6 protein-coding genes are annotated in these 4,786 nt (G+C 48.0%); all 6 read right to left on the bottom strand.

Annotation, left to right across the window (positions count from 1 at the left end; translation table 11 throughout):
* Window positions 1-125: 125 nt before the first annotated feature.
* The 6 genes from trxA to FD32_RS04865 all read right to left on the bottom strand — a co-directional run bounded on the left by trxA (window position 126) and on the right by FD32_RS04865 (window position 4,566).
* Entirely contained in the window at window positions 126-440 is a 315-nt protein-coding gene (gene trxA / locus FD32_RS04890; protein WP_047770310.1) for a thioredoxin, read from the bottom strand.
* Window positions 441-516: 76 nt separating this feature from the next.
* The gene (locus FD32_RS04885; protein WP_047770309.1) at window positions 517-2,889 is read right to left on the bottom strand and encodes an endonuclease MutS2; all 2,373 of its coding nucleotides are present in this window, start codon (window positions 2,887-2,889) and stop codon (window positions 517-519) included.
* A gap of 13 nt (window positions 2,890-2,902) precedes the next feature.
* A complete protein-coding gene (locus FD32_RS04880) occupies window positions 2,903-3,430 on the bottom strand; it encodes a CvpA family protein (protein ID WP_047770307.1) in 528 nt (175 codons plus the stop codon).
* A gap of 114 nt (window positions 3,431-3,544) precedes the next feature.
* Window positions 3,545-3,853: a DUF1292 domain-containing protein gene (locus FD32_RS04875; protein ID WP_047770305.1), complete on the bottom strand. Its 309-nt coding sequence runs from the start codon at window positions 3,851-3,853 to the stop codon at window positions 3,545-3,547.
* Between the two features lie 3 nt (window positions 3,854-3,856).
* Entirely contained in the window at window positions 3,857-4,300 is a 444-nt protein-coding gene (gene ruvX / locus FD32_RS04870; RefSeq protein WP_047770299.1) for a Holliday junction resolvase RuvX, read from the bottom strand.
* Window positions 4,297-4,566, bottom strand: coding sequence for an IreB family regulatory phosphoprotein (locus FD32_RS04865; protein WP_047770297.1), 270 nt, complete (start codon window positions 4,564-4,566; stop codon window positions 4,297-4,299). Before FD32_RS04865 ends, ruvX begins: the two co-directional genes overlap by 4 nt.
* Window positions 4,567-4,786: the final 220 nt, after the last annotated feature.

Below are 4,786 nucleotides of genomic sequence, written 5' to 3'. Positions count from 1 at the left end.
GCTGCTTAGAAATTATTCAATTTATCTTATCAGTACTTCTTGACGAAGAGCCATAATAAACAAAACGGTCCCGGCCATCTGGCAAATGCCAAATGGTCAGGACCGTTTTTCGTATCAATTCATATCTAATCAGTGTATTGTTGCAAAATCTGTTTGAGTTGTTCTGCCGGGTGATAGCCGACAATTTGGTCAACAACCTGACCGTCTTTTTTAACCATCAGTGTTGGAATACTCATGATTTGGAAGTGGCGGGCAGTCTCCGGGTTTTGGTCAACATCCATCTTAAAGAAGTTGATGTTCGTCATATCCTCTGATAATGCTTCGACAACTGGGGACTGCATCCGACATGGTCCGCACCAGGTTGCCCAAAAATCAATTAACGCAACACCATTTGCCGTATCTTTTTCAAATGTTTGGTCGGTTGTAACGTTTACTGCCATTTTGTTAACTCCTCTCGTTTTCTATACCCTTATTCTACCAGAGCTCATTTTTAAAGTCACCACATCTGCTTACTTATTATAAGTTAACAATGGTAGCTCCATCACCACCGTTATTTGGTGAGGCATACGAAAAAGACTTAACACGGGGGTTACTCTGCAGGTATTGCTGGGTTCCCTTCCGCAATGCGCCCGTACCCTTACCATGAATAATCGTTACTGAAGACAGGTTATTCAGGAGGGCGTGATCGATAAAGTTACTTAATTCACCCATTGCTTCCTCATAGCGATGGCCCCGGAGGTCCAGCCGGGCAGAAGTCCGCCGCGTCTGCGTAGTCCGCACCGCTGGTTTCCGTGGCCGCGTCGTCTTATCCTTAGGCAGGTTCTTTTTGGCAACCTTCTCGAGGTCCCGCTCGTCAATCTCCATCTTCAGGATCCCAATCTGAACTTCCCACTTATGGCTTCCCCGCCGGTTCAGCAGTTCACCATACTGGCCATATGATTTTACGAGGGCACTGTCACCCTTATGGAGGTCATGCTTGGCCTTCGCCCGTTTAAGAACGGTATTATTCTTCAACTGGGGGTTCTCCTGGTGGAGGGCGTTGAGAGCCCCCTGGGCGTCAATCAGCTGGTTCTCCTTGACGTTGGCCCCCTGCTGAACCTCTAGCTGGCGGAGGTGGTGAATGATCTGGTTAGCTTTACGCTTAGCCATTGACACCTGGTGGTTGGCCTTAGACCGGGCTTGATCAAACAGTTTGTCACGTTGTTCATTGAAGCGATCAAGTTTCTCGGTTAACTCCTTCTCCTTGGCCTGGTTTTTTGCGACCAGCTTAGTCAACCGCTCGTTTTCTTCCCGGGCCGCTCGCCGTTGTTCAACCAAGTCACCAATCATCTTATTCAGGTCCTGACTATCGTCGCTGACCAGTGACCGGGCCTCATCAATGATTGTCGACGAGATACCAAGCCGTTGAGCAATCTCCAGCCCGTTTGACCGTCCCGGAATCCCCAGTAAGAGACGGTAAGTTGGCTCCAACGTTTCCTGGTCAAATTCCATACTGGCGTTAATTGTCTTGGCCCGGTCATAACCATAGACTTTGAGTTCCGGGTAGTGGGTGGTGATTACCACCATGCTCCCCTTGGCCCCAATGGCATCAAGGATAGACATTGCCAGTGCCGCCCCTTCCTTTGGGTCCGTCCCGGCGCCTAGTTCATCCAAGAGGACCAGGCTGCGGTTGGTAATCCGGTCAAGAATTGCCTTCACATTATCCATATGCCCGGAAAAGGTACTCAGGTTTTGTTCCAAGGATTGTTCATCCCCGATATCTGCAAAGATATTGTCAAACACGGCGATTGTACTCCCCTCTTCGGTCGGAATAAACAGTCCCGACTGGCCCATCAACTGGATAATCCCCAGGGTCTTTAAGGTGATAGTCTTACCACCGGTGTTGGGTCCCGTGATGATAATTGCCTGGTAGTCCTTACCAATCTTAATGGTGTTGGCGACTACCTTATCACGGGCAATCAGGGGGTGACGGGCCTTGCGAAGGTTCACCACGTTATCCCGTGAAAGCAACGGTAAGCTAGCCTTCATCTGGTGAGCCAAAGCAGCCTTCGCATTTACAAAATCCAGGTGGCCCAGTAGTCGTTCGTTATTTAAGATGTCATGCCGGTAAGGGGTGATGAGGGCCGACAACTCAGCGAGGACCCGCAGGACTTCCTGCTTTTCCTCAATCTGTGCCTGCCGTAAGCGGTTATTATCCTCCATCACTGCCCCCGGCTCGATGTAGAGGGTCTGACCACTCGCACTCTGGTCGTGGACCACCCCACCAAACTTATTCCGGTAGCGGGCGAGGACGGGGATCACGAATCGGTCATTACGCACCGTCACAATTGGCTCGCTCAAATACTTGGCACTTTTCCCAGCGGTATAGTGGTCCATCTGAGTGCGAATTTCATCTTCCGTCTTCGTAATCAGCTGGCGGATACCATGTAGCTTGGGGGAGGCTTCATCCGTAATCCGCCCGTCTGGGTCAACCGATCGAACCAGCCGTCGTGTTACGGAAGGAATGGTCACGAGGCGGTCAACAACCCCTTCAAGGACCCGTAGCTTAATCTTCTTCTCCCGCATCTGGTCAAAAAAGTTTTGCACACTCATGCTGGCCTGTAAGACTTTTGTCACCTGTGCTAATTCGGTCCCGTTTAAGTTGGCACCAATCCGCAACCGCTTCATTTGTGGCTTGACGTCTGCTAATTTAGGAAGGGGAATTCCACCTTCCAGGCGCAAGATATCGGCCCCATCGGTGGTTTCTTCCAGCATCTGGTGAACCGTATCAAAATCCGTTGCCGGCATTAAAGCTGCCAGCTCTTGGCGGCCCGCTGCGGAAACCAGGTAGTGGGCAAGGCCCGTCTTGATTCGATTAAATTCAAGTGTTTCAATAATTTTGTGATTCATACTTAACTTCCTTTTAGCCGATTGTCTGTAATAATAAATGAGCTAAAACTGGTGTCTGGTTGATAATCAACCGGGCCAAACCGGAGTTAGCAATCTGCATTTGCCACCACCCTGCTGGCCACAACTGGGTGACTACCAGAACCAGGAAAATAATGATGTAACCAATTACCAGGGAAAGGGCCCCACCAGCGAGGCGGTCCACCGTCCCGATAACGGGCACCCGCTTAATCCAACGTAATTGACGGATCCCCCAGTGACAAATGATGGAAACCGCGGTAAATACCAGGAGAAAGGCAATCCCCCGACTGAAGAAGGCACTCGTATCGACTGCCGAAAGAATCGCACTTGAATAAGAGGCCTCGTCCGTAACATTTGGCAAGAGATGGCTTAACCATGTCCCGAGCAGCGGTGCAACCGTCTTGGCGGCAAGCCAACTGACAATATATGCCCCGGTATACAGGACCATCATGATTAAACCCTTGCGGTGTCCATTTATAAAACAACCAATCAAAATTAAGATAATTAACGTGGTTAAAATCATTTTCCTGCCCCACTAATCCGTGAGAGAATCCTCCCACAAGTATAAAGAGGCTTCTAGTGTTCGACGGTGCCGAGCGCTAGGAGCCCTTCTTTATTCTTTATTATCACCATAAACTTATGCGTTGAAGTTACCGTCATCGTCAAGGAAGGTATTCAAGACCTGTTCAACCATGTCCCATTCCTTATCGTCTTCAATCGGAACGAGGTCTTGGCCGTCGCCGTCCTTGTTATCAGCAACAATGTAGGCCTGAATATCCACCGAGTCATCATTTTCCTGTTCTGCTGGGTAAATAAAGATATAGGACTTGCCATAATCATCCGAATCGAAGGTAAATAGTTCCTTGAAGAGCTGTTCGTTACCATCCTCATCGATTAAGGTAATCAGGTTATCGTCGTTATTTTGCTTTTTACTCACTCTAATCATCCTTTATTTTAGTTTTTGTACTAGTCGGCCGTGACGATCAAGGTAACTCTGCAAGATAAAGGTTGCGGCAACCTCGTCAATAACTTTTTTCTGCTTTGCCCGTGAGATATCGGCTTCTTCAACCAGCATCCGGTGGGCTTCAACAGTCGTTAAGCGTTCATCCTGGTAGTCAACAGGGATATTTGGGAAACGTTTCTTTAATAGGCCACCGTAATGCTTAGAAGCGTCTACCCGGGGGCCTTCCGTATTGTTCATGTTCTTTGGCAGACCAAGAACAAAACCGGCGACCTGTTCCTTGCTGACTAACTCAGCGACCCGGTCAATGCCGAAGACCTCTTCATCCTCATCAATGGGGATAATTTCTACCGCTTGTGCTGTCCAGCCTAAAGGATCACTAACGGCAATCCCAACAGTCTTTGAACCAACGTCTAACCCCATTAACCTCATTTAGTCTCACCGTTATTCTTCAGGTACGACCGAACTAATTCCTCAATAATTTCATCACGTTCATGTTGACGAATTAGGTTCCGCGCATCATTTAACCGCGGAATGTATGCTGGATCTCCAGATAGCAGGTAACCAACGATTTGGTTAATCGGGTTGTAACCTTTCTCCTCTAAAGACTCGTAAACCGTCTTTAGCGTCTGCTTAATATCTTCTTGACGTTCTTGGCCGAAGTCAAAGAACATAGTTTTATCATTATTGGTAGTCATCAATCGTCACCTCCACGTAGTCTCTTAAGTGAATATTTTACTATAATAACCCATAAAGCACAATTATAGTGTTTCTTAGAAATTGCCTTTCTCCCGTCCGACCCAGATAATTTAGCGGCCGCTCATACTAAGGCCCATTAACAAGCCTTTAGAAAACACGAAGAGGGGCTGTGACATAAGTCCCAAATAATTAATGGAGTTAGATGAAATTTTTGGATTT

Source organism: Limosilactobacillus panis DSM 6035 (assembly GCF_001435935.1).
Classification (GTDB): Bacteria; Bacillota; Bacilli; order Lactobacillales; family Lactobacillaceae; genus Limosilactobacillus; species Limosilactobacillus panis.
The sequence above is the reverse complement of the archived record's forward strand: the minus strand, read 5'-3'. Positions and strand labels throughout refer to the sequence as shown.